Here is a 22220-nt window from a genome sequence, read left to right as displayed (position 1 = left end):
TTCACTTCCTACTATATATATTTTCCATCTTGCTTTTGAGTACATCGTTCTCATAAACTTCGATAACAATAGTATCTAGATATTCATATTGACAATGGCGCTTAATGGTTAGAATAAACCGTCTATCTTCCATCTGTTTTTCATAGCTCCAAATAGTTGAAAATTTACTATTTTTACTACAACTAATATATTGAGGATTTTCTGTACTTGTATAGAGTAATTGTCTAGCTAGTTGTTCTTCTGTTCTGCCTTTGATTTCTCTAAATATATTTTCCATTTCATTTTGAGCAAGATAGGTAGAATCTACGATTGTGCTAGAAGTTTTGGAAGTTTTGTTAGATTGAATAAATAATCCGAAAAATGAAAGCAATATTATTGTAATTAGAATTAAAGAAGCAACGACTTCAATTAATGAAAAGCCACCTTCATTTTTAAAATTTTTTTGCAATAATATCGCCCCTTATAAGTTTTTTGTGTCAAAAGAACCAAATGGTTATTTAGTGAATTATGTATTATGAAAAGAGTAGTTCAAAAAGCGTGATTCTAATCGACTAGTAATAAAGTATTCATAACGATAATATAACATTATATAAGAGATAAACTAGTCTAAATCGTGAAATTTTTATATATTTTGAAGGGGTTATTTAAAATAAATTAGGTTTTTAGTAGTGTAATATAGTAGTAAATATAGTATTCTAGTATCTGGATGAGCATAAAGTTGCAAACCAATAAATTACGATGTTTAAGGGGGATTGACAGATGAAAAAAATTATAACCATTACTGTATTATTGATTGGAATATTTATACTAGCTGTAGTCTGTCTACCTAATTTTATAATAAATGGGAAAGTTTTTGCTAGTGATGAGACAAAAAGTTCAACAATTGGAGGTATAAAAGTCGGGGGTGTTAATAGTGCAAATTTATTACCAACTGTGGAAAAAGCAATTAAAGACTGGCAGCAAACAGAAATAAATGTTAAAAGTGCTAATATCTCTAAGACCATTGACCCGAAACAATTAATTTTTGATACTACTACAGCCATATCACAGTTTGAACTGCTGACAAAAAAACCATGGTATGCCTTTTGGAAAAATGAAAAAATTGTACATATCCCCATTCCTGTAACTGCCAGCGACACTGTTATTCAGGAACTAGATGAAATGGGCATTTTGGATACTGATAAAACGCTTCAAAAAATAATAGTACAAGCAAGTTATTTGAAAGAACATGAGGTTGAAGCAGTAATCAATGCTGCTGCTTTGCAAATGCAAGAAAGGATTGCCTTTCAAATTGCGGATGTACCGACAGATAGTCAAGGGGTTGCAAAACTAATCCCTTTATTAAATGACGTCACACTTGTACCGAACCAGTCATTCTCCTTGCTTTCACTTTTAGGGGAACAGGCTGGAGCTGCGAATGATACAGGTTTAGATTTTGTAGCTTCCATCCTCTATAGTGTAATTCTTCAGACAGAGTATGAAGTTCTAGAAAGACATTCTCAACAAACAAAGCCCAACTATTTACAACTGGGGATTGAAGCGGATGTCAATGCTGCATTAGCGAAAGACTTACAATTTATTAATCGTTCTCATCAGCTTGGCAAAATGCAAGCTACAATTGAGGGCAATCAATTAAAAATAGAAATATTTACAGCAGTAAAAGACAAAGATATAACGGTTCGTATCAGTAAAGATAAAATCGTTAAGCCACGAACTATTTACCGTTATTCAGAAGATTTAAAGGCTGGTCAAGAGCGTGTGGAACAAGAGGGGAAAGAAGGGGTGAGAGTTGAAGTTTATCGTTCCATTGTAGAGAACGGTGCAATGGAAGAACAGTTTATTAGCAGAGATTACTATGCGCCTCAAAATCGGATTGTGACACGTTCATCGCAGGAGCCTATTACAGTCACTCCACCAACAAAAAACGCAGGGCAAAGTATAGCAGATCCTGATTTAGAGATAGATTTAGATGGCAACGGCTTACCTGATATAAAACCTTCAACACCTGAAGAATCTGAGCAAGAAGATGGACCAGAAATTGTCTATGGTTATTATGACAAGGGCGGTAATTTTGTACAAACAAGTCCATAATGATTGGAGGTATTTTTATGGCGATGAAGCCAGGTCGTAAACGTTTAGGGGATTTACTTGTTGAATCAGGCGTTATTACAGCAGAACAGCTAGAGTATGCACTGACTACTAAGTTGAAAAATGAGAAACTAGGTGATTTTCTCATTAAAGAAAACGTCTTAACGGAGCAACAACTCATTGAAGTTTTAGAATTTCAGCTAGGTATCCCTCATATTAGCTTAAATCAATTTTCAATCAGCCCTGAATTATTGCAATTAATTCCTGCTGAGTTGGCAAAGCGGACAAATATTATGCCTATCCGCAAAGAGAAAAATAAATTGTTTATTGCGATGGAAGACCCGATGGATTATTTTGCTATCGAAGAAGTCCGTATGACGACAGGCTGTCAGATTGAAACAAGCATTGCTGCAAAAGATGATCTATATCGTACAATTACCAAATATTATGATTTGCAGGAGTCGATGGATGCTGCAATGTTAGATTTAGCGGCAACTAGTACTGAAACGCAAGACGAGATTGAGAATGAAGATTCACCCATTGTTCGTTTAGTAAATCAAATTATTGCCAATGGTGTAGCACAAAGAGCCAGTGATATTCATTTTGATCCACAAGAAACAGAGCTACGTGTGCGCTACAGAGTAGATGGAGTACTTCGTACAGAGAGGTCATTGCCCAAGCATATGCAAAACGTAGTATTGGCTCGGATTAAAATAATGGGCAATTTAAATATTACAGAAAATCGTATTCCACAAGATGGGCGTATAAAAACGAATGTCAATTTTAGGCCAGTTGATATACGATTAGCCACATTACCGACTGTCTTTGGAGAAAAAGTTGTTATGCGTATTTTAGATTTAACCAATTCGTCCAATGATATTGAGAAATTAGGCTTTAGTGCTACGAATGAAGTACTATTCAGGAAAATGATAAGCCGTCCCAACGGCATGATGCTTATTACTGGACCTACGGGTTCTGGTAAATCCTCTACGTTATATGCAGCTCTTTCGCATTTAAATGAGGAAGGCGTCAACATTATTACGGTTGAGGATCCTGTGGAATACCAATTAGATGGCATCAATCAGATCCAAGTAAAGGAAGAGGTTGGCTTAACGTTTGCGGTAGGGTTACGTTCGATTTTACGACAGGACCCTGACATTGTGATGGTAGGGGAAGTTCGTGATCTTGAAACAGCGCAAATTGCTATACGTGCTTCACTTACAGGACATTTAGTGTTAAGTACGCTGCATACTAATAGTGCAGTAGAATCCATCTCACGTTTACATGATATGGGCATTGAACCATTTCTACTATCTTCCTCACTTGTAGGCATTATGGCTCAACGACTTGTACGTAAAGTTTGTCGTGATTGTGCTGAACCATATGTATTCACCTCACGTGAATTAGAAATACTAGAGGAAAATGGGCTGGAAGGTGTTACCCAAGGTAAAAGGGGGCGTGGTTGTCCTGCATGTAATCATACAGGCTATCGAGGACGTATGGCGATTCATGAAATCCTTCCAGTGGATCGAAAAGTGAAGGACATGATTTTAAATCGAGAAGGTGATTTGGTTCTTCGGGATTATATGAATGACAAAGGCTATCACACCCTATTAGTAGATGGACTATTAAAGGTTGTAGCAGGTCAAACAACAACATCAGAAATTTTACGTGTTGCAAGTGTAGATTAGGGGCGATAAAAATGACATCTTATTCAATCGTTGAATTATTAACACGTGCGTTTGAAGAAAAAGCATCGGATCTTCATTTAACAAAAGGTATTCCGCCAGTATATCGTATTCATGGGCAGTTGGAACATTACGGTGCAGATCCATTAGATTCTGAAGAATTAAAGGGAATGGTAAATGCCATTCTTCCTGTACATAAACAACAGGAGTTTGAGGAAAAGGGAGAAACTGACTTTAACTTTTCATTGCCTGGGAAATGTCGATTCCGTGTAAATGCCTATCATCAGCGAAATGAAGTGACAATAGCGGCTCGTTTAATTGAAGCTAAAATTCCTTCTATTGAAGCACTTAATATGCCACAAGTGTTATATAAGCTTGCGGAAAAACCACAAGGTTTAATTTTAGTAACTGGTCCAACAGGCTCAGGTAAATCAACTACATTAGCAGCAATGATTGATTATATCAACGAGACAAGATCAAAACATATTATTACGTTAGAGGATCCAATTGAATACTTGCATACTCATAAAAAGTCTATCATCAATCAGCGTGAGGTTGGTGTCGATACAATGAGTTTTGCGAATGGTTTACGAGCATCATTGCGTCAAGACCCAGATATTATTTTAGTTGGGGAGATGCGAGATTATGAAACGATTTCAACGGCTATCACGGCTGCTGAAACAGGGCATTTAGTAATGGCAACACTTCATACAAGTAGTGCACCAACTACAATCGACCGTATTATTGATGTATTTCCACCGCATCAGCAAAGTCAAATTCGAGTACAGCTTGCGAATGTACTGCAAGGTATTGTTTCACAGCGTTTATTTATTCGTAAAGATGTAAAAGGGCGCATTGCTGCGACAGAAATTTTAGTACAAGCTCCTGCCATTTCGAATTTAATTCGCAATGAAAAAATTCACCAAATTCCAAGCGTAATGCAGACAAGTAAAGCATTGGGCATGCACACATTAGAATCTTCGATGCAGCACCTGATTACCACAGGTAAGATCTCGCTAGAAGATGCACGGCCATACATGAACGCTGGTGATTATAGTTGACTGTATTTCGTTATAGTGGTCGCACCAAAACAGGAGCACCTAAAAAGGGCATTATTGAAGCCCCAAATAAAAAAATTGCTATGGAGAAGCTTCGTGCACAAGGAATAAATGCGCGAGAGCTTCAAGAATCAAATAGCATTTTACATAAGGACATTGCCATTGGTACAAAAGTGAAGCACCAAGAGTTTGTTATTTATTGTCGGCAGTATGCGACATTAATTCGTGCTGGTGTCCCTGTCGTTGAAGCGACGCGTATTTTGGGTGAGCAAACACGGAATAAACCACTAAAGCGAGCATTGATGCAAGTTGAAGAGGATATTCGGAGTGGGATGGCATTTTCAGATGCAGCAGGCAAACATACCAAAGTGTTTCCCTTGCTTTTTGTCAATATGATGCGTGCTGGAGAGGCTACTGGTAACGTTGACGACACATTAGATCGTCTGGCAAGCACACTAGAAAAGCAATATAACATCAAGAAAAAAATTCAATCGGCAATGACCTATCCAGCAATATTATCCCTTTTAACGCTGGTGGTTGGCATGTTTTTAATGGTTTTTATTGTGCCTACCTTTATGGATGCATTTAAAGATATGGACTTAGAAATGCCGCTAATTACAGTTATTGTTGTTGGTATAAGTGATTGGCTGATTCAGTTTTGGTATCTCGTGATTTTAGGGCTATTAGTGTTAGTAGTGGGATCACGTTATTTTTATAAAAATAATAAAGAGTTTCATTATACGGTTAATGTTTTGTTACTCCGCATGCCTATCTTTGGCCAACTTTTACAAAAAGATATTATAGCGAGAATGACGAGAACTCTATCTACTCTTTTTAGTAGCTCGGTGCCGATTTTACAAGCCCTAACGATTGTTGAAAAAGTCGGAGGTAATCCAGTTATGGGAAAAGTAGTGCTGGAGGCCCGCGATAATTTAGAAAAGGGTGGCACATTATCAGAGCCACTTGAAAAAAGCTGGCTATTTCCACCTCTTGTTACACAAATGACAGCAATTGGTGAGAAAACAGGCTCCTTGGATTACATGCTTGAAAAAATTGCTGATTTTTACGAGGAAGAAGTAAACCGTGCCGTCGATACAATGAAGTCACTTATCGAACCTTTAATGATTATAGTACTTGCTCTTGTTGTAGGAGTAATTGTTGCGGCTATATTCTTACCAATGTTCCAACTATATGAAAATATGTAATTTTTAATTATATAAAACTTATTTAGAAATTGAATTAGAAGACCGTGTTTTCACACTTCATATAAAACTACTAAGGAGGAATTCTCTATGTTTAAAAAATGGAAAAATAAAAAACTATTGAAAAATGAGAAGGGTTTAACATTAGTTGAACTTTTAGCTGTAATTGTTATTTTAGCAATTATCGCAGCAATCGCTGTGCCTGCAATTGGTAATATTATTAATAAGTCAAAGGACCGTGCTATTTTAGCAGAAGCATCAAATATTCTATCTGGTGCTAAGATTGCTTATATTGATGGCGCTTGTAAAGGAGACAGCTCAGATAATGAGTGTGTGAAAGATGAATTAGAAGCGTTTGTAGATGGTATTGAGCTAGGAAGCAATGATAAAGTAACGTATAACGAAAGTGAAAAAAAATGGTCAATTTCATATGGTAGATTTGAAGAGATTAAAACAGAGAGTCTCAAAGTTAGCTCAACTGCAGGTGCAATAACAATATTTGAAGAAGAACTTAATAAACTATTAAAAAGTGCAGGAGTAGATAAGAAAAAAACAGAAAATACTAAAACTCAATAATCAGTCCTCCCAACCCATTCAGAAACGATAATTTTCTTGCGTTTCTGGCTGGGGAATGGATGACTAATTGATAAAATCATTTATACTGAATAGGAAAAGGAGGTCTTTTCACATGTTTAAGAGAAAGAGAAAGTCGCATGTATCGATTGAACTGAAGGATTATGTGCTACGTGCGATTGTGGCGAAAGGACCTGAGCCTAGTCAATGGCATGGCTATGAATATCCTTTACCAGTTGATATCGTTGAAAATGGAGCAATCATAGATGAGGTGGCTCTTTTTGAAATTATTAAAGAACAGGTTGTGAAGTGGACAGGAAAAAAACAGGCTGTTCGTATGTTTGTGCCTGATACAACTGTTTTATTAAAAAGTTTCGAGCATCCTAAAGATGTTAAACCTCAGGAATTACGAGGATATGCTGAAATGGAGTTGGGCCATTCTATTCATTTACCTTTTCAGGCCCCGTTAATTGATGTTTATGATCCCGATGCGGAGGACGGTAAAGCGATATTATTTGCAGCACCTTCAGAGGAAATTACGAAAATAGTAGGAATGCTGTTAGATGTCTCCTTGGACCCTGAAGCTGCCGATATTCGTGCCTTATGCAATATACGTTTGTTAGAACATATGTCAATGTTAGTGCCTAATAAAACATATTTAATTGCTGATTGGTCTATCAATGAACTTTCCATTAGTATCTTTTCAAACGGACAGGTTGAGTTTTTGCGTTATCAATCGATTGAAACAGATATGGCACAATGGCAGGGCAAAAAAGTCGATGAATTTAGCTACCAATTTCTCTACAATGGTGAAACCGAAGATTACCAGATGGTCGTCATGGATCAGGTTTTAGAAATTGATCGGATGATGAATTTCTTTAAGTTTTCTTTACATAAAGGGGAAAAAACAGTAGATGAAATCATAATACTTGGTGATAACCCGTTACTCAAATCAATAGGAACCTTATTATCTTCTAATTTAGAGACACCTTTGATGATTGTTGATGGAGCAAAAATTGAAAAGTTCTTTCCTTATTTTAAAAAAGAATTTTCAACATTGCTAGGCTTAGCTTTGAAGGAGGTTCATTAATGGTTCCAGATATAAACCTCTTACCACAGCTTGAAAAACGGTCTACTTCACCAAAGCTTTTTTATAGCTTGATAATTGTCATAGTGGGTCTAATAGTAGCTTATTTACTATTTATATTTTTTACAGCTAAAAGTGATTTGTCACGTTTATCTGCTGAGGAAAAGACATTAACGACACAGCTTGAACAATTACAGCAAGAGTTAGATGTAAGACAAAGTGTTGATCAGGGATCATTGGAGGAATCTGTTGCCTATATTCAAGGTGTTTCTTATCCTGTAACCCCATTAATTGATGAAACGAAAACTTTACTACCAACTCAAACGTACTTGCGTAGCTACGTTTTTGGGGAAAATACAGTTAATATTGAAGTGGATTTTGAAACGATGACCGATATATCGAAATATGTAGAGCGACTTTTAATGAGTAGTTTTTTTACAGACGCACAAATTAATACAGTGTCAAACTTTGATATAGAGCTTGGCGAACAGAAGGAATTAACGCCTGAACAAAAATTTAAAGAAGTACCACGTTATTCAGTGTCCATTACGGCGACAATCGACTTTATGTATTTAGCTGGAGGACGACGCTCATGAATAAATTAACGAGTAGTAAAAATTCATCTATTATCTTGTTATTGACTTTAATCGTTTCTATTTTATTTGCGCTTTATTATTATTTATTATTACCAAGATTAAATGAAGTAGAAGCAAAAGAGAGTCATGTATCACAGATACAGCAAGAGATTTCTAGTGTAAAAGAACAATTAGCTCAATTAGACAAGGAGCAGGGTCAGCCGACTATCAATGTTTTAGCGTTAAGACAGAAGCTACCTACAACAAGAGCTGTTGAAAAGATCATACTAGATTTAGCTGAGATTGAGGAAGTGACAGGAACACGCATAAAGTCATTAACAGTTCAAAATGATGATGCGGCTGTTTCGCAATCAGATGTATCGCAAGACCTTAATCTGTTGGAGCAAGCTGAAGAAGAGGTTAATGGTGAGCAGGATAACAAGATTACGAGTTCACCGATTTCATCTATTTCAAAGGATTCCTTACCATCGAATTTAAAGTTGATTACTTTTATATTAGAGGTTGGGGCGCTTGATTTTAATTCTCTAGAGAGCTTTTTACAGGAAATTGAACAATTACAGCGTGTGATGAAAACGGATACTATCGAATTCAAATTGCCTGGAGAGCAGGATCAATTAGAAAAAGATACGGATCTTACTTTACAAGCTACCGTCCAGGTGACGACGTTCTATTACGAAGGAGAGTAATAATTGCATTGATAGGCGTTCCATACTGCATCTGTATGGGCGCCTATTAGTTTAGGAGGACAGAAAATTGGAAATGGCTTATACAATCTTTCTATTTTTATTTGGGCTTGTCTTTGGCTCTTTTTATAATGTGGTAGGCTTACGTGTGCCACAGAAGGAGTCGATTGTACAACCTCCTTCACATTGTACTAAATGTCAAAGGCAACTGACGGCGCTTGATTTAGTGCCAGTTTTATCTTATGTGTTTTTTGGGGGGAAATGTCGGAGCTGTGGTAATAAAATAGCTTGGATTTATCCAGTAATGGAATTATTAACAGGATTATTGTTTGCCTTTGCATATTGGCAGCTTGGTTGGAGCATAGAGTTTATAGTAGCCCTATTTTTTATTTCATTATTAGTCATCATTGTTGTTTCTGATATAGCCTATATGCTGATTCCGAATAAGGTGCTTTTATTCTTTTTACCCTTCCTTATTATTGGACGAGTATTGTCGCCATTAACACCCTGGTGGGACTGTGCTGTAGGTGCAGTCGTTGGTTTCGGCATATTATATAGTATTGCTGTGATATCAAACGGGGGCATGGGTGGAGGCGATATTAAATTATTCTTTTTAATTGGACTTGTTCTTGGTACAATGCATACACTGTTAACATTATTTATAGCTGCAGTTATCGGCATGATTGTCGGGCTTGTCGTGTTAACGAAGAACAAGCAGGGGAGAAAAACACCTATTCCTTTTGGACCTTCTATTGCATTAGCCGCTATCATTGTCTATTTTTATGGGGATTCATTAATCGATTGGTATTTAGGTTTTTGGTAATTGTTCAATCTTCAAGCATATGGAGGGAAGCAAGTGAAACCGATTATTGGCATTACAGCCTTTGTGGAAGATGATTTATCCTCTCGATTAAATGCTGCTTACAGTAAAAGTATCATTGATGCAGGTGGGATTCCTCTTATTATTCCACTTGGCGTAGAGGAGGATGCCACACAAATTCTATCCCTTACAGATGGTTTATTGTTATCTGGAGGCTATGACGTGCATCCATTTCTGTATGGGGCAGAGCCTGCACCAAAACTAGGGAAAATTCATCCAGCAAGAGATACGGTAGAGTTAGCATTAATTGAAGCGGCATTCACACGAAAGATGCCTATTTTGGGTATTTGCCGAGGCATTCAAATACTAAATGTAGCACTAGGTGGTACTTTATTTCAGGATATTGATAGTGACCATTTTAGTACTAAGCTGCTCAAGCATGTACAGCAATCTGCTCGAGCTGTAGCTACTCATTATGTACAAATTATGGAGGAGAATTTATTAGCGACCATTTTACAACAAGAGAAAATAGCGGTAAATTCATTTCATCATCAGGCAGTTAATGTATTAGCAGAGAAATTAAAAGTAGCAGCAAAATCGAGTGATGGCATTATCGAAGCAGTTGTTCATGAAGAGTTGCCATTTTGCTTGGCTGTTCAGTGGCATCCCGAGGAACTAGCTATAGCAGGAGATGAGCCTGCACAAAAATTATTTTCAGCCTTTGTTGAAGCTAGCTTAAAATTCAAAAAGGAAGCGTAGCAGGGGGACTGTACAAAGAATCCAACCATATATGGATTCTTTTTTTGCGTAAAAAAGAGGATACATGCTCTTAGAAGGAACACATAATCCTCAAAACCTACTTTAAATGATTAATGTACACGACGATATAGTCCTACAACTTGTCCTAAAATAGAAACTTGATCGACGATAATAGGCTCCATAGATGAGTTTTCAGGCTGTAAACGGAAATGATTTTTTTCCTTGAAGAAACGTTTGACCGTTGCTTCATCCTCTGCTGTCATGGCTACAACAATATCTCCGTTATTAGCTGTTGCCTTTTGCTTCACAATAACTAAATCGCCGTCTAAAATTCCTGCTTCAATCATAGATTCCCCCATAATCTCTAGCATGAATAACTGATCCTCGCTTGTGCCATACGTATCTGGTAATGGGAAATATTCTTCAATGTTTTCAATAGCAGTAATTGGGGAACCAGCAGTTACCTTCCCCACAAGTGGTACATGAATGACTTGCTGCTTTTGAATAGACTCTTCAGGCTCTAAAATTTCAATTGCACGTGGCTTTGTTGGATCTCGACGAATAAAGCCCTTTTGTTCTAATCGAGCTAAATGACCATGAACAGTTGAACTTGAAGCAAGTCCGACTGCTTCCCCGATTTCACGTACTGATGGTGGATATCCCTTAGCTCGTACCTCTTCTTTAATAAAAGCCAAAATGTCCTCTTGTCTTTTCGAAACTTTTTTCATGAGTGCTCACCTCTTTTTTCTAATATCATTCTTCTTATTTGATAGTATAACAGAATGCGAACATGTATGCAAACATAGGTTCGAAAAGTGTTTGACAAAAACGTTTGTTCGCTTTATTATGAGAACATACATTCCGAACAAACATTCTAGAAAAGGGGTTGTAACTATGACATGGTTAAAGAAAAATACACATATCTCCATTTTATTAGGAGCTTGTCTATTATTTGCAGGATACCTTTACATCACTGATCCAGGAGATGTTAATTACGCAGAAATTCAAATTGAACATGGGGATAGCTTGTGGTCGTTAGCAGAGCAATACCGTGGTAAGATGAGTACAGATGATTGGATTAAGCTGGTCAAAACAGAAAATGAATTAGCAGATATTAAAATTGTGGCAGGAAAGTCTCTAGTTATTCCTGTATTGGGTGATCAAGCCAATCCCATCCATACTATCGAAATTGCGAGAACTGAACAATGATGAATAAACAAATGTCGGCTGTTGTCTATTGCCGTGTAAGTACTGAAAAAGAAACACAAAGCTCCTCATTAGAGCGCCAACAGGAAGAGTTGCTGCGCTACGCTAGAGAGCAAGGCTATGAGGTAAAGGGTGTATTTAAGGATAAGCATAGCGGCTATGATGTAGAACGCGATGGCTTGCTTGAAATGCTTGATTTCATTAAAGAAAAGGGAATTAATGCCCTTTTTGTACAAGATGAAACACGATTAGGACGTGGGAACGCAAGGATGGCTGTGTTGCATTTATTGCAAAAATCAGCAACAGATGTTTTTTCCATGCGCGATGCAGGACCCGTTCAACTAAATGAAATGGACACGATGCTGCTTGAGATTTTAGCAATCGTGGAGGAGTATCAACGAAGAATCCATAATGCTAAAATACGTCGAGGCATGCGACGCGCTGTAGAAAATGGCTATCGTCCTGAAAATAATTTATCGAACCGAGGGAATCCCCATGGGCAGGAGCGAAAGGATCTACCTGTAGATGAAATTGTCAAGCTACGCAAACGTGGATTTACCTTTGAGGAAATTTCGATCACGCTTCGAGGGTTGGGCTTTGAAGTAAGTAAAGCGACTGTTCATCGTCGCTTCCAAGAACATCAAGAAAGATTAGCAGGCAAATAATATCGCCTGCTAATCTTTTTTTATTCACAGTAAAAAAACGCTATTGATAGGAAGTCAAACTGTTGATGATGATGTTAGTAGGTAGTCGAAAAGGATTCTCTTTATTTATTCGATCATAAAACATTGTGCCATTTAAATGATCGATTTCATGTTGGACAACGATCGCCCCATAGCCCTGAAACGGCAGGATGAATTCTTGACCATCAATGTCATATGCTCTGACCTTAATACGCTCGTATCTTGGCACAAAACCATGGACAGGTCGATTAACCGACAGGCAGCCTTCTCCATCAGGTAAATAAATCATATTGAGGGAATGACTTATGATTTTGGGATTGATAAACACCATTTCATTATGATCAAATAGTACAGCAAACATTCGTTTGTCTACACCTATTTGATTTGCAGACAACCCAGTTCCAGGGCGAAGCTTATATTTTTTTGCTAGCGTTGGATCTTGGCTGTTTTTGAGATATTGCAGCATAGCTAATAAAGTACTTCGATCCTCTTGGTTCAAGGGTGTCGTCACTTCTTCGGTTTGTTTTCGTAATAATATCGAGTCTTCTTTCACAAAATCTTTCATGGTAATGATCGAATCAGGAAGAAATTTAGTCATACATAAACACCTCATCAATACGGCTATTGAGGACTTTAGCCATGTTCAGAGCTAATTCAAAGGTTGGCTCGTACTTATCATTTTCAATACAATTAACAGTCTGTCTAACAACACCGCATTCTTTTGCAAGTATAGCTTTGGTTATCCCTAATTTGTTTCTCAACATTTTGATCATACTCCTCAGGTTTATCCCTCCGTTTTGTCCGAAGTGTTAGCCATTTATTTTATACTCTTTTTACTGAATGACCAAATGTTGTTACTATGTAACACGGTCATTTTATAGAGTTCTATGCCATTCTTCTTGCAAGATTGCGTAATAGTATTCATCCCACCAATTGTCACCATGCGGTATACATTTTTTAAAAAATCCTTCACGCCGCATACCGATCTTTTCCATCACTCGGTAAGAAGCTATATTTTCGGGTTGGCATGTTGCTATTATTCTATGAAGCTTCAATTTGGAAAATCCATAATCTAATAGGGCTTGAGCAGCTTCTGATGCATAGCCATGTTGCTGATAAGCAGGATTCAATACCCATCCAATTTCATAGGTATGTTCGCCAAAGCATCGATGAAAAACTAAATGACCAATAACTTCTGGTTGATCGCGTAAAGTAATGGCAAAATGCTTAGCTTGATCCGCGCTATTTTCTGTTATAAATTTTTGGACTTGTTCTTCCGTTAAAACTCCTTCAGGCATATAATGCATCACCGTTTCATCAGACATATAGCTATAAACAGCCTGCCAATCTTGGGCTTCAAATTTTCGGATAAGTAATCGCTGTGTTGTGATGTTCATCTAATTTCCTCCAATAAATATAAATTTTTTCCTTTTATTATTAGTTATACACGACTAACATCTGGAAGTCATGTAAATTATGGCTAAGAAGTGTTATTAAGGGTTGGTATAACTGCATTTTAAGGGAAAGCATGCTATACTTTGCATACTGAAGTCATTAAGCTAGGTATTGAAAGGTGTGTAACAATGTTATCAAAGGAAAAAATTAACCGAATTAATGAACTTTCTGCTAAGGCCAAAAGTGGTCAATTAACAGAAGCAGAGGCTAAGGAGCGAACAGCGCTTCGCAAGGAGTACTTAGATACGTTTAGAGCGACTATGCGAGATACGATTGAAAATGTAAAAGTGGTAGATGCAGAAGGTAATGATGTGACACCAGAGAAAGTAAGACAAGCTAAAAAAAATAAATTTCTAAATTAATGTGACACAATTCAATAAAGTATGTATGAAAACGCAATTAGTATAACAAAAGCATTGTTTTCTAAAGCAATGTTGACTAAACTGTAAAAGAACAATATAGGACGAGAAAGGATGTCACAATATAATGACTCAACACGCGGATCTTTTAGCAATTAATGCTATTCGAACTTTGTCAATCGACGCTATCGAAAAAGCTAATTCTGGTCACCCAGGTTTACCAATGGGGGCGGCGCCAATGGCTTATACGCTATGGACAAAACAATTACGCCATAATCCAGCAAATCCAAAATGGTATAACCGTGATCGTTTTGTACTATCAGCTGGTCATGGTTCTATGCTTCTGTACAGCTTACTTCATCTTGGAGGCTATGGTTTACCAATGGAAGAAATTCAAAACTTCCGCCAATGGGATTCATTAACACCAGGACATCCTGAATACGGTCATACAGTAGGTGTAGAGGCAACAACTGGTCCACTTGGTCAAGGGATTGCTATGACAGTTGGTATGGCAATGGCTGAGCGTCATTTAGCGGCTACTTACAATAAACCTGGTCATGATATCGTTGACCACTACACATTTGCCCTTTGTGGTGATGGTGACTTAATGGAAGGTGTAGCAGCTGAAGCTATTTCATTAGCTGGTCACTTAAAACTTGAAAAATTAATCGTACTTTACGATTCTAATGATATTTCTTTAGACGGTGACTTAGAAAAGTCATTCTCAGAAAACGTACAAAAACGCTTTGAATCTTATGGCTGGAATTACTTAAAAGTGGCTGATGGTACAGATGTAGATGCCATTAATGCCACAATTGAAGAAGCAAAAAAATCAACTGGCAAACCAACATTAATTGAAGTAAAAACAGTGATTGGTTTTGGTTCTCCAAATAAATCTGGTAAAGCAGATTCACACGGTGCGCCGCTTGGTACAGATGAAGTTGTCTTAACGAAAGCTGCGTATGAATGGGCACACGAGCCATTCCAAATTCCTGCTGAAGTATATGATACATTTAATGCTGCTGCTGAAATACAAGGTGCACAATCTGAGGAAGCTTGGAATGCTAAATTTGCTGCATATAAAGAAGAGTTCCCAGAGTTAGCGGCTCAATTTGAAAAAGCGATGAATGGTGAATTACCAGAGGACTTTGCGTCAGAGCTTCCAGTATATGAGGCAGGTAAATCTGTAGCAACACGTTCTTCTTCTGGGGACGCAATTAATGCCATTGCGAAGAAAACTCCTTCATTCTTTGGTGGTTCCGCTGACCTTGCTGGCTCCAATAAAACAACGATGAAGGGTGCAGGCGATTTCTCTGCAGACGATTATGCTGGTCGCAACATCTGGTTTGGTGTTCGTGAATTTGCAATGGGTGCTGCAATGAACGGTATGGCTCTTCATGGTGGTTTAAATGTATTTGGCGGTACGTTCTTCGTATTCTCTGATTATGTTCGTCCAGCAGTTCGTCTTTCTGCATTAATGGGGCTTCCTGTAACATATGTATTTACACATGACTCTATTGCAGTAGGGGAAGATGGTCCAACACATGAACCAATCGAACACCTTGCATCACTACGTGCGATGCCAAATCTATCTGTTATTCGTCCTGCGGATGCAAATGAATCAGCGGTAGCTTGGGAGCTTGCCGTAGCATCAGAAAAAACGCCAACTGTTTTAGTATTATCTCGTCAAAACTTACCTGTCCTTGACGCTTCTATTGAAACAGTTCGTGATGGTGTTACGAAGGGTGCTTACACAGTATCTCCTGCTACAAAAGAAGTAGCAGATGCTATTTTAATCGCAACAGGCTCTGAGGTTTCACTTGCTGTTGAAGCACAGAAAGCGTTAAGAGCAGAAGGTGTGGATGTGGCAGTTGTTTCCATGCCGTCTATGGATCGCTTTGAAAAACAAGACGCAGCTTATAAAGAATCTGTCCTACCAAAAGCGGTGACAAAACGTCTTGCGATTGAAATGGGTGCATCATTTGGCTGGCATAAATATACTGGCTTTGAAGGTGACGTTCTTGCAATCGACAAGTTCGGTGCATCAGCTCCTGGTGAATTAGTAATGGAAAAATACGGATTCACTGTAGAAAATGTCGTAGCGAAAGTAAAAGCACTATAATTTATATTAAAATACCGCAACACTCAGTCGATGTTTAAGTTCGCTGAGTGTTGCGGTATTTTTTTATCGTTTTTCATTATGATAAAAGTGAGATTATTGCAGAGGTGCTGCATCATTTTGCCAAGTATCTAAAGGAACAATTTATCATGATCGGGGCTCGTGAAAATGATTTTGATGCTATCGGCGTGACATATGGTTATGGATCATGACAAGAATTAGAAAAGGTATATTGAGGATCTAAACAGGTATCTCTAAATACATGAAAAAACTGCATGTTGACATGCAGTTTTTTATGTAGGTGTTTATTTAGCAAGGCCATTTTGAAAAGCATAGACAACAGCCTGTGTACGATCTTGCACTTCGAGCTTTGCTAAAATATTGCTAACATGTGTTTTTACGGTCTTTAAGGCAATGTATAGTTCGTCAGCGATTTCCTGATTGGCTTTACCCTTTGCCATGAGCAATAATACTTCCATTTCACGGTCAGTGAGCTGTTCGTAAAGGGGCGTATTATTACCGTGGCGCATACGGTGCATCATTTTGGATGTGACTTCTGGCTCTAATACTGTTTCGCCACCTATGGTTTTACGAATAGCATCGGCAATTTGTTTAGCATTAGAAGTTTTTAAAATATAGCTTACCGCACCAGCCTCTAAAGCAGGGTAGACTTTATCGTCATCTAAAAAACTAGTCACCATCATGATTTTTGCCTCTGGCCATGCCGTTAAAATTTCCGCTGTTGCCTCTGCTCCTGTCATGATGGGCATGACATTATCCATTAAAATAATATCAGGTCTTAGGGCAAGGGCACGCTCCACAGCCTCTTTGCCGTTTTCAGCCTCACCTACAACTGTAATATCTGGTTGTGCTGAAAGATAGGCTGAAACGCCAATCCGTACCATTTCATGATCATCCACTATGAGCACTTGTATCATCGACATGAACCTCCTCCTTCTGTAGCGGAATTTTAACCTCCACAATCGTTCCTTCTTCAGGCACGGACACAATTTTGTATGTGCAGCCAATTTCAACAGCTCGTTCAGCTATATTTTGTAAGCCGTACGAAGTTGATTTATCGGCCTCCACATCAAAGCCTAACCCATTATCCTGAATTCGTAAAATGGCTAAGTCATCTCGTGCAACAAGCAGTAACTCCACTTCACTTGCTTTGGCATGACGGAGCGTGTTAGAGAGGGCTTCCTGTGCAATACGGAATAAATGGTCTTCTTCTGCTTTTGTTAAGGCCATTTCCTCTAGCTCATATTCAATATGGAAATAAACTTTTTGTTGAAGTTCAATAATCAATTCCTCTAAGCCTTGTGCTAGCGTTTTATTGTGTAGAGCTACAGGTCGTAAGTGGAGCAGCAATGCGCGCATTTCTAGCTGTGCCTGCTGAACAATCTTTTCCACCTGTTTTAAGCTAGTAGCATTTTCGTCATTTTCAGTTAATGCTGAGAGTAACATAGAAGCCGCAAATAATTGCTGTGATACGGAATCATGCAATTCCCTAGCAAGTCGTTGGCGTTCAGCAATAATACGCTCCTGAATAATTTTATCATTTGCTTCTGCCCGTTCATTGGAGAGTCGCTGTAAGCTTTTTCGCTGTGTATCGATTAATTCACTTGTTTGAACTATTGCCTTTTTTAATGATTTCGGAAGTGCTTGTTTTTTAGGGAAAATAAAATCAGGCTCGATTAATTGCTTCACAATGCGTGTTGCTTGAGCTTCTCGTGCCCGAGCAGTCATGCTGATCCAGCTAGCAAACAGGAAGCTAAGTACAAACAGGCTAACTACGATGATGCCTCCTAGCGGAATATTATCGTAAGTCTGCTGCCACAATGGCTCCCATGTTTTTTCATCCGGATTGCCCCATACCGCCACAAGCAGACCGAAAACAGCACTCATTAAAATGAAAAATAGCGTAAACAATCTTGAGATAAAGGCAATCATTTTCGTAGCACCTCCAAATCTCCCAGCCAGGTTGCGACATGAATAATTAAAACGCGTTTAGCATCCCCAGGGTTGCCGTCAGCGAAAGTAATACTTTCATTTAAGATGCGTTGTGGCCCCTTATGTAAGCAGATAAGCTCACCAAATAACGTCGTATACTGTAAACGGAAAGGGATTTCATAGGGAATATAGATTTGAACTTTCCCGATCCCTTGGCGAATTGTAATGAGACTAGTGCCAGCAGGTAAGATTGTTTGTGTTGTATCAATCGTAATATCTCCTGCAAGGCGTTGAATTTGTACATCTTGCCATTTGTACGCTTCTGTAGGTGCTGGCATTGTGCCAATCAAGTCATTTTTAGTTGTAGGAAGCTTTTCAAAAAGCTCTGCACCGACTACCTTTGGTTCGTTTTCTCGTTGTAGGTATTGATAAAGCATATATAAGAGCATGATGACGACGAATAAACGTAGGCTCCACATGGTAAACAAAGCAATAGCAATGAAGAAAATTCCTGTCCATTTAAAAAAACGAACTTTTTTGGAAAAACTTAAATAAAGAAGTACTGCCCCAATCAATAAACAGAAGGCTCCGCCATTATTAAAAATAGTAAGCTCTACAAAGACGAGTAAAAAGAAGCATAGTACCCAAAACGTGAGCTTATTTGTTGTGAAATTTTGCAAGAGGGTCACCCTTCCTTCTACTAATAGTATAAGAGAGGGAATGGGACCCTCTATTTTTAAACGTGAAAGAATGCGCCTTATAAAGTTGGCGCATTGCTTTCATTATAACATGTTATTTATTTTCAATTAGCAGTGGTGAGTGATCTTCTGCTGCTTTTTTTTCTAATTCTGCCAGTCTTGCCTCGAAAGTTGTTACCTCATGATCTTTATCGATTTGGTAAGCTAATTTATCGATATAGGCTTCTAAATCTTCAAAATTTGTTTTATTGTTTTTGGCAATCATGCCGTCCATTTGATGGTGAGCACGTGTTACATTTTCTTTTCCCATCAGCTGTAATTGACGTACTTTCATATCTTTAATTTTATGCTTCATTGTTTCGAATTTACGCTCTAGCTCGAAGTATTCACGTGTACTCGATTCAATGCTCGCTTGTAGTGTATGATTACGAGCTGTGTAAGCCGTTACTTCATCTGTAGCGAAATCAATTAAATCCTGTTCACCACTAGTTGTTGCCAATGTTAGTTGGGCTTCACGTTTAGCTAGTAATTCAGCATTTTGCTTATATTCTTGCTCTAGCTTTTCTTTTAATTGCCCTTGTCGTTCTAATAATTTACCTGTTTGTTCTGTTTGTTTTTCTGCCTCGCGAATGTATTGATTTAACATTGCAATCGGATTTTTTTGTTCCTTTTTATCAAATATTTGATGTAAGTCTGCCTCTACTGTATATCTAAAACGTTGAAATAAATTCATTTAATTTCGCTCCTTTTTATTTTGTTAAGTTTGACCATTCTTTTTCAAAGTTTGTAAACGGATCTTCTTCTTTTTTCCCTTCGATTGTAGGGATTTTTACATCTTCGCCATTCCATTTTTTATAGATGACATAGATAATAGCGATAGCTGCAAGACCGATCATTGCTGGAATGTTAGACACTGCTGATAGAACACCGATTAGACCAACTGTAAACCAGAAAATTTTACCGAATGTTGATTTGCTTGCCATGTAGAAATGCATGCCTAGTGCTACAAATAATCCAGAGAATAGTAAACCTGCCAGTGGTCCTATTAAGGCAAGTGCAACACATGCTGCGATGACGCCTCCAGTTAATAAAAGAAATTTTTTCATTTGTTTTAGCTCCTTTCGTTTGTACCTTTATGTTACCTCTATACAAGATTGTCTAAAACGGACTCGAAATTGATTTTGATCTAGGTCTTGAGGCTGAGAACCATCTAAGCTGTAACGAAAGTGGGTTTTTGGCGTATAAAACGAGCTGTTTTTTCTTGTTTTTGGAAAATAACTATTTTGTTTTATCAAAAAATACCATTTGTCATAAAGTCATTTATAGATGCGAAACTAGAATTTTTTCGACAAAAATAGAAGATAGATCCTTCCTTCGTTTGACAAATTAACAAGGTTGGATGAGCTATACTTATGGAAAAGAAACTGAGCGAAGGAGGATTTCTGGTGAGAACCTATTCTATATATAAGATAAAAGAAGAGCATTTAACATTTATTTTTGGCAGAGAGCGTAAGTTGTTAGAGATGATGCAAGGCTGTGAAGACGCCAACGAGAAATCCTTAAAAGAGCTTGCATATATATGTGAATCTGTTCGTTTTGAAGAAATTGCAGCGATGTTGGAACATCAACTTGATTCCAAATATGCACATTTAGAAAGAGCCCGCAATGCTTTGTTTTTAGAACATCCGATAAAAGGCAAAATGGCTATTTATTTGGTCGATCGTAAAATTTGTGTTTATTGTGAAGGTTCGCGAATGCTAGATTTAGATTTATTTCAAATGCTTGCCAAAATGAGTGAACGGTTTATTGCTTTTAATAAACAGGATAATGAGTGTGGGTGGTTAAAGCCGATGAAGTATACAATGCACTAGGAAAATTCACTACAATATATAGTAACACGCTATCATTTGGTGTATAATGGTGCGTGGAGAGTTTTTCTCGGTATATTGTAGTGGAGGAGGTTGGTTGTATGCCTACATGGGGCTGGATTATTATCGTAATTATCGCATTAGCAGCGGGAGCGGCACTTGGTTTCTATTTCGCTCGTCAAGCTATGATGAAATATTTAAAAGAAAACCCACCTATTAATGAGCAAATGATTCGTATGATGATGGCACAAATGGGTCGTACGCCGTCTGAAAAGCAAGTACGTCAAATGATGGCACAAATGAATAAATTCCAAAAGTAATCGGAATGATGAGAGCAACTAGTTCAAACTTAACTAGTTGTTTTTTTTTTATATTTTTTACAGTATTTAAAAAATTCTTGAAAATCATATAATTCTATCGGGAAACTATGTATAATAGAATTACCATACGGAAAGGGGTTATGTATTATGCAAAAAGAAAAGACAAATGTAGAAAGCTTTGATCTGGATCATACAAAAGTAAAGGCACCTTATGTTCGTTTAGCTGGTGTTAAAACGGGTCAAAATGGCGACGAAGTGTACAAATATGATATTCGCTTTAAACAGCCAAATAAAGAGCATATGGATATGCCTGCCTTACATTCTTTAGAGCATTTATCTGCTGACATTATTCGTAACTACTCTGATCATATTGTTGATTTTAGTCCAATGGGTTGCCAAACAGGCTTCTATGTATCACTGATTAATCATAATGATTATGAGGAATTATTAACTATTTTAGAGAAAACATTTATTGATGTGACAAAAGCAACAGCTGTTCCTGCATGCAATGAGGTGCAGTGTGGCTGGGCTGCTAGCCATAACTTGGAAGGTGCACAATCATTAGCTGAAGAATTTTTAGCAAAACGAGATGAATGGCATATCGTTTTTGGAGAATAATCATTTATAAAACCTTGCGGAGATAATTCCGCAAGGTTTTCTTAGTGTTGAAAAACAAAACAGTCAATTGGAAGGTAGAAATGGATTTCCCTTGCAGGCTACTTGCTTTCCTGTGGGCGAGCGTCCCGAGCCGCTTCCTCCGCTATCGCTCCGTTTAGAGGCTCGCCTGTCTCGTTATCCCACGGGAGTCAAGTAGCCTTCCACTCCAACCTACAAAAGTATTACCTTTTTAGCAAAGGTTTTCAAATAAGGCGAAGGTCTTCACTACTCTTTATGGAGAAGTGTTGTCACACATCACTTCCCCACATTAAAAATAAGAGCTTATTCCCTCTAAAAATAATGGGCTATTTAATCGCTATATTACTATGAAAAAAGTAAAGACACTTT

At 37.8% G+C, this 22220-nt stretch carries 28 protein-coding genes; 18 read left to right on the top strand and 10 right to left on the bottom strand.

The window, feature by feature from the left end; translation table 11 throughout:
- Position 1 precedes the first annotated feature (1 nt).
- On the bottom strand, positions 2-448 hold the full coding sequence (locus MHI34_RS01195) for a prepilin-type N-terminal cleavage/methylation domain-containing protein (protein ID WP_058843953.1): 447 nt from the start codon (positions 446-448) through the stop codon (positions 2-4).
- A gap of 311 nt (positions 449-759) precedes the next feature.
- Here MHI34_RS01195 and MHI34_RS01190 point away from each other — a divergent pair, with 311 nt between their 5' ends.
- The 10 genes from MHI34_RS01190 to MHI34_RS01145 all read left to right on the top strand — a co-directional run bounded on the left by MHI34_RS01190 (position 760) and on the right by MHI34_RS01145 (position 10554).
- On the top strand, positions 760-2091 hold the full coding sequence (locus tag MHI34_RS01190) for a G5 domain-containing protein (RefSeq protein ID WP_089932047.1): 1332 nt from the start codon (positions 760-762) through the stop codon (positions 2089-2091).
- A gap of 17 nt (positions 2092-2108) precedes the next feature.
- Positions 2109-3779, top strand: coding sequence for an ATPase, T2SS/T4P/T4SS family (locus tag MHI34_RS01185; protein ID WP_244504801.1), 1671 nt, complete (start codon positions 2109-2111; stop codon positions 3777-3779).
- Positions 3780-3790: 11 nt separating this feature from the next.
- Positions 3791-4837, top strand: a complete 1047-nt coding sequence (locus MHI34_RS01180) for a type IV pilus twitching motility protein PilT (RefSeq protein WP_089932048.1) — start codon at positions 3791-3793, stop codon at positions 4835-4837.
- Positions 4834-6039: a type II secretion system F family protein gene (locus MHI34_RS01175; RefSeq protein ID WP_089932049.1), complete on the top strand. Its 1206-nt coding sequence runs from the start codon at positions 4834-4836 to the stop codon at positions 6037-6039. The genes MHI34_RS01180 and MHI34_RS01175 overlap by 4 nt, the downstream gene beginning before the upstream one ends.
- Positions 6040-6126: 87 nt before the next feature.
- Positions 6127-6612, top strand: a complete 486-nt coding sequence (locus MHI34_RS01170; protein ID WP_036128097.1) for a prepilin-type N-terminal cleavage/methylation domain-containing protein — start codon at positions 6127-6129, stop codon at positions 6610-6612.
- 112 nt (positions 6613-6724) lie between these two features.
- Positions 6725-7699 carry a pilus assembly protein PilM gene (gene pilM / locus MHI34_RS01165; protein ID WP_342504042.1) on the top strand — a complete coding sequence of 325 codons (975 nt, stop codon included), beginning with the start codon at positions 6725-6727 and terminating at the stop codon, positions 7697-7699.
- Entirely contained in the window at positions 7699-8292 is a 594-nt protein-coding gene (locus MHI34_RS01160) for a hypothetical protein (protein ID WP_089932053.1), read from the top strand. Before pilM ends, MHI34_RS01160 begins: the two co-directional genes overlap by 1 nt.
- Positions 8289-8978 carry a hypothetical protein gene (locus tag MHI34_RS01155; RefSeq protein ID WP_089932054.1) on the top strand — a complete coding sequence of 230 codons (690 nt, stop codon included), beginning with the start codon at positions 8289-8291 and terminating at the stop codon, positions 8976-8978. Before MHI34_RS01160 ends, MHI34_RS01155 begins: the two co-directional genes overlap by 4 nt.
- Positions 8979-9045: 67 nt before the next feature.
- Complete coding sequence (locus MHI34_RS01150; protein WP_036128085.1) at positions 9046-9798, top strand: A24 family peptidase; 753 nt, start codon at positions 9046-9048, stop codon at positions 9796-9798.
- Between the two features lie 33 nt (positions 9799-9831).
- Positions 9832-10554 carry a gamma-glutamyl-gamma-aminobutyrate hydrolase family protein gene (locus MHI34_RS01145; RefSeq protein ID WP_036128080.1) on the top strand — a complete coding sequence of 241 codons (723 nt, stop codon included), beginning with the start codon at positions 9832-9834 and terminating at the stop codon, positions 10552-10554.
- Between the two features lie 110 nt (positions 10555-10664).
- On the opposite strand, the gene lexA is transcribed toward MHI34_RS01145, so the two are convergent.
- The gene (gene lexA / locus MHI34_RS01140; RefSeq protein WP_004232118.1) at positions 10665-11282 is read right to left on the bottom strand and encodes a transcriptional repressor LexA; all 618 of its coding nucleotides are present in this window, start codon (positions 11280-11282) and stop codon (positions 10665-10667) included.
- A 166-nt stretch (positions 11283-11448) separates the two neighbouring features.
- Between lexA and MHI34_RS01135 the strand changes: the two genes are divergently transcribed.
- Positions 11449-11763, top strand: coding sequence for a LysM peptidoglycan-binding domain-containing protein (locus MHI34_RS01135; RefSeq protein ID WP_036128077.1), 315 nt, complete (start codon positions 11449-11451; stop codon positions 11761-11763).
- Positions 11760-12425: a recombinase family protein gene (locus MHI34_RS01130; protein ID WP_342504041.1), complete on the top strand. Its 666-nt coding sequence runs from the start codon at positions 11760-11762 to the stop codon at positions 12423-12425. The genes MHI34_RS01135 and MHI34_RS01130 overlap by 4 nt, the downstream gene beginning before the upstream one ends.
- Positions 12426-12465: 40 nt before the next feature.
- Here MHI34_RS01130 and def read toward each other — a convergent pair whose 3' ends face one another.
- From def to MHI34_RS01115, 3 genes are all read right to left on the bottom strand, one after another.
- On the bottom strand, positions 12466-13041 hold the full coding sequence (gene def / locus MHI34_RS01125; protein ID WP_342504040.1) for a peptide deformylase: 576 nt from the start codon (positions 13039-13041) through the stop codon (positions 12466-12468).
- A complete protein-coding gene (locus tag MHI34_RS01120; RefSeq protein ID WP_036128067.1) occupies positions 13034-13225 on the bottom strand; it encodes a helix-turn-helix transcriptional regulator in 192 nt (63 codons plus the stop codon). Before MHI34_RS01120 ends, def begins: the two co-directional genes overlap by 8 nt.
- Before the next feature lie 93 nt (positions 13226-13318).
- A complete protein-coding gene (locus MHI34_RS01115) occupies positions 13319-13840 on the bottom strand; it encodes a GNAT family protein (RefSeq protein ID WP_058843964.1) in 522 nt (173 codons plus the stop codon).
- A 186-nt stretch (positions 13841-14026) separates the two neighbouring features.
- Between MHI34_RS01115 and MHI34_RS01110 the strand changes: the two genes are divergently transcribed.
- The 3 genes from MHI34_RS01110 to MHI34_RS01100 all read left to right on the top strand — a co-directional run bounded on the left by MHI34_RS01110 (position 14027) and on the right by MHI34_RS01100 (position 16588).
- A complete protein-coding gene (locus MHI34_RS01110) occupies positions 14027-14260 on the top strand; it encodes a DUF896 domain-containing protein (RefSeq protein WP_036128062.1) in 234 nt (77 codons plus the stop codon).
- Between the two features lie 124 nt (positions 14261-14384).
- Complete coding sequence (tkt, locus tag MHI34_RS01105; protein ID WP_342504039.1) at positions 14385-16379, top strand: transketolase; 1995 nt, start codon at positions 14385-14387, stop codon at positions 16377-16379.
- A 47-nt stretch (positions 16380-16426) separates the two neighbouring features.
- Positions 16427-16588 (top strand): hypothetical protein, encoded by a 162-nt coding sequence (locus tag MHI34_RS01100; RefSeq protein WP_340810094.1) that lies wholly within the window; start codon positions 16427-16429, stop codon positions 16586-16588.
- Between the two features lie 93 nt (positions 16589-16681).
- Here the strand turns inward: MHI34_RS01100 and MHI34_RS01095 are convergent, their stop codons facing one another.
- The 5 genes from MHI34_RS01095 to MHI34_RS01075 form a co-directional block, all read right to left on the bottom strand.
- A complete protein-coding gene (locus MHI34_RS01095; protein ID WP_036128056.1) occupies positions 16682-17314 on the bottom strand; it encodes a response regulator transcription factor in 633 nt (210 codons plus the stop codon).
- A complete protein-coding gene (locus MHI34_RS01090) occupies positions 17289-18329 on the bottom strand; it encodes a sensor histidine kinase (protein ID WP_036128054.1) in 1041 nt (346 codons plus the stop codon). Before MHI34_RS01090 ends, MHI34_RS01095 begins: the two co-directional genes overlap by 26 nt.
- A complete protein-coding gene (liaF, locus tag MHI34_RS01085) occupies positions 18326-19018 on the bottom strand; it encodes a cell wall-active antibiotics response protein LiaF (protein WP_342504038.1) in 693 nt (230 codons plus the stop codon). The genes MHI34_RS01090 and liaF overlap by 4 nt, the downstream gene beginning before the upstream one ends.
- A gap of 103 nt (positions 19019-19121) precedes the next feature.
- Positions 19122-19760, bottom strand: coding sequence for a PspA/IM30 family protein (locus MHI34_RS01080; RefSeq protein ID WP_036128047.1), 639 nt, complete (start codon positions 19758-19760; stop codon positions 19122-19124).
- A gap of 16 nt (positions 19761-19776) precedes the next feature.
- Positions 19777-20133, bottom strand: coding sequence for a hypothetical protein (locus tag MHI34_RS01075; RefSeq protein WP_036128044.1), 357 nt, complete (start codon positions 20131-20133; stop codon positions 19777-19779).
- Between the two features lie 306 nt (positions 20134-20439).
- Between MHI34_RS01075 and sirA the strand changes: the two genes are divergently transcribed.
- From sirA to MHI34_RS01060, 3 genes are all read left to right on the top strand, one after another.
- A complete protein-coding gene (gene sirA, locus MHI34_RS01070; protein ID WP_170829784.1) occupies positions 20440-20898 on the top strand; it encodes a sporulation inhibitor of replication protein SirA in 459 nt (152 codons plus the stop codon).
- Between the two features lie 98 nt (positions 20899-20996).
- On the top strand, positions 20997-21215 hold the full coding sequence (locus MHI34_RS01065; protein WP_004232154.1) for a YneF family protein: 219 nt from the start codon (positions 20997-20999) through the stop codon (positions 21213-21215).
- Positions 21216-21362: 147 nt separating this feature from the next.
- Positions 21363-21833 (top strand): S-ribosylhomocysteine lyase, encoded by a 471-nt coding sequence (locus MHI34_RS01060; protein WP_342504037.1) that lies wholly within the window; start codon positions 21363-21365, stop codon positions 21831-21833.
- Positions 21834-22220 lie beyond the last annotated feature (387 nt).

The sequence above is a fragment of the Lysinibacillus sp. FSL L8-0126 genome (assembly GCF_038630385.1).
Lineage (GTDB): Bacteria > Bacillota > Bacilli > Bacillales_A > Planococcaceae > Lysinibacillus > Lysinibacillus fusiformis_D.
The sequence above is the reverse complement of the archived record's forward strand: the minus strand, read 5'-3'. Positions and strand labels throughout refer to the sequence as shown.

Excerpts from the sequence above, each read along its gene's own strand:
- MHI34_RS01135 (WP_036128077.1), top strand. The coding sequence starts at position 11,449 with ATGACATGGTTAAAGAAAAATACACATATCTCCATTTTATTAGGAGCT.
- MHI34_RS01065 (WP_004232154.1), top strand. The coding sequence starts at position 20,997 with ATGCCTACATGGGGCTGGATTATTATCGTAATTATCGCATTAGCAGCG.
- MHI34_RS01090 (WP_036128054.1), bottom strand. The coding sequence starts at position 18,329 with ATGATTGCCTTTATCTCAAGATTGTTTACGCTATTTTTCATTTTAATG.
- MHI34_RS01095 (WP_036128056.1), bottom strand. The coding sequence starts at position 17,314 with ATGATACAAGTGCTCATAGTGGATGATCATGAAATGGTACGGATTGGC.
- lexA (WP_004232118.1), bottom strand. The coding sequence starts at position 11,282 with ATGAAAAAAGTTTCGAAAAGACAAGAGGACATTTTGGCTTTTATTAAA.
- MHI34_RS01180 (WP_089932048.1), top strand. The coding sequence starts at position 3,791 with ATGACATCTTATTCAATCGTTGAATTATTAACACGTGCGTTTGAAGAA.
- sirA (WP_170829784.1), top strand. The coding sequence starts at position 20,440 with ATGGAAAAGAAACTGAGCGAAGGAGGATTTCTGGTGAGAACCTATTCT.
- pilM (WP_342504042.1), top strand. The coding sequence starts at position 6,725 with ATGTTTAAGAGAAAGAGAAAGTCGCATGTATCGATTGAACTGAAGGAT.
- tkt (WP_342504039.1), top strand. The coding sequence starts at position 14,385 with ATGACTCAACACGCGGATCTTTTAGCAATTAATGCTATTCGAACTTTG.
- MHI34_RS01170 (WP_036128097.1), top strand. The coding sequence starts at position 6,127 with ATGTTTAAAAAATGGAAAAATAAAAAACTATTGAAAAATGAGAAGGGT.
- MHI34_RS01060 (WP_342504037.1), top strand. The coding sequence starts at position 21,363 with ATGCAAAAAGAAAAGACAAATGTAGAAAGCTTTGATCTGGATCATACA.
- MHI34_RS01075 (WP_036128044.1), bottom strand. The coding sequence starts at position 20,133 with ATGAAAAAATTTCTTTTATTAACTGGAGGCGTCATCGCAGCATGTGTT.
- MHI34_RS01155 (WP_089932054.1), top strand. The coding sequence starts at position 8,289 with ATGAATAAATTAACGAGTAGTAAAAATTCATCTATTATCTTGTTATTG.
- MHI34_RS01160 (WP_089932053.1), top strand. The coding sequence starts at position 7,699 with ATGGTTCCAGATATAAACCTCTTACCACAGCTTGAAAAACGGTCTACT.
- MHI34_RS01190 (WP_089932047.1), top strand. The coding sequence starts at position 760 with ATGAAAAAAATTATAACCATTACTGTATTATTGATTGGAATATTTATA.
- def (WP_342504040.1), bottom strand. The coding sequence starts at position 13,041 with ATGACTAAATTTCTTCCTGATTCGATCATTACCATGAAAGATTTTGTG.
- MHI34_RS01185 (WP_244504801.1), top strand. The coding sequence starts at position 2,109 with ATGGCGATGAAGCCAGGTCGTAAACGTTTAGGGGATTTACTTGTTGAA.
- MHI34_RS01080 (WP_036128047.1), bottom strand. The coding sequence starts at position 19,760 with ATGAATTTATTTCAACGTTTTAGATATACAGTAGAGGCAGACTTACAT.
- MHI34_RS01110 (WP_036128062.1), top strand. The coding sequence starts at position 14,027 with ATGTTATCAAAGGAAAAAATTAACCGAATTAATGAACTTTCTGCTAAG.
- MHI34_RS01115 (WP_058843964.1), bottom strand. The coding sequence starts at position 13,840 with ATGAACATCACAACACAGCGATTACTTATCCGAAAATTTGAAGCCCAA.
- MHI34_RS01130 (WP_342504041.1), top strand. The coding sequence starts at position 11,760 with ATGATGAATAAACAAATGTCGGCTGTTGTCTATTGCCGTGTAAGTACT.